This is a genomic window from Martinezella lusitana, from assembly GCF_010668395.1.
Taxonomy (GTDB): Bacteria; Pseudomonadota; Alphaproteobacteria; order Rhizobiales; family Rhizobiaceae; genus Rhizobium; species Rhizobium lusitanum_A.
In genome coordinates this window covers 1-845 of record NZ_WUEY01000072.1, presented here as the reverse complement: position 1 = coordinate 845, position 845 = coordinate 1, and the positions used below count along the sequence as shown (strand labels likewise).

General features: G+C 57.0%; 1 protein-coding gene. It reads left to right on the top strand.

The window, feature by feature from the left end; all coding sequences use genetic code 11:
• The first annotated feature begins 247 nt into the window (after nucleotides 1-247).
• Complete coding sequence (locus GR212_RS36560; protein WP_163995018.1) at nucleotides 248-754, top strand: hypothetical protein; 507 nt, start codon at nucleotides 248-250, stop codon at nucleotides 752-754.
• Nucleotides 755-845 lie beyond the last annotated feature (91 nt).

Genomic DNA, 845 nt, shown 5'->3' with positions numbered 1-845 from the left:
ACGGGGAGGTCTCCGCATGAAAAGTCCTTGGCCGAGCCTTTGAACTCATACCCACCGATATCGACCGCCGGACGTCGGATGCTGGCTGCGACCGAACTTTGTCGCATGTGCATCCGTCATGGCTCATGATGTTGCCATCATAGGGCGATTCTATAAAACGTCCCCGCAGAGAGGAGCGCAGGTGCCTTAACGACGCAAAGCACTGCAATTGGTTTGATCACGAATACAAACAGAAGAGACGAATAGAATGACGAATTTTTTAGAAAAATGGTCCTCCAGGAAGTCGGACAAGCCCAAGGCGGGCACGCGCAGCGCTGTCGACGCCTTCCGCGTCAGAGTGGCGGAGCAGAAGGCATATCTGACAGAGTTTGAAGGCGATGCTGCGGGCTTCAACAAATGGCGCTCGACCTGGTTTCAGCGGGTGCCCGGCGGCTTCGGCGTGACCATCGGACGAGATTCGATCGATGCAGGGCAGGGGCTGAACTACGTTGTCCTGGAAACCACCGCGCAAGTTGCGGAGTTTCTCGACGATCTTGCCCAGCATGCCGACAACGACGGTTCGTTTCAGAAAGCACTCGAGGAAAATCGTTCGCGTCGGGCCGCACTTCTGAGCACCGCCAAGGCAAAGTCCAAAGCGCCTGCAGCCAAGGTGGCGACTTCAAAACCCGCTGCCGCTAAGGCAACGGACGCAAAGTCAGTATCGCACGGGACGGAAGCGGACGGGCCTAAGCGTGGGCGCAAGGCAAAGGTATAAAACATCGAAAACGGTGAAGTCTGCGGATGCGGGCTTCACTCGTGTTCTAGGCGGTCTCCCCAACCACCTTTTTGGGCTGGGCAATGCCGGT

Bases quoted from the DNA above. Each gene is read 5' to 3' on its own strand.
- GR212_RS36560 (WP_163995018.1), top strand. From the start codon at position 248: ATGACGAATTTTTTAGAAAAATGGTCCTCCAGGAAGTCGGACAAGCCC.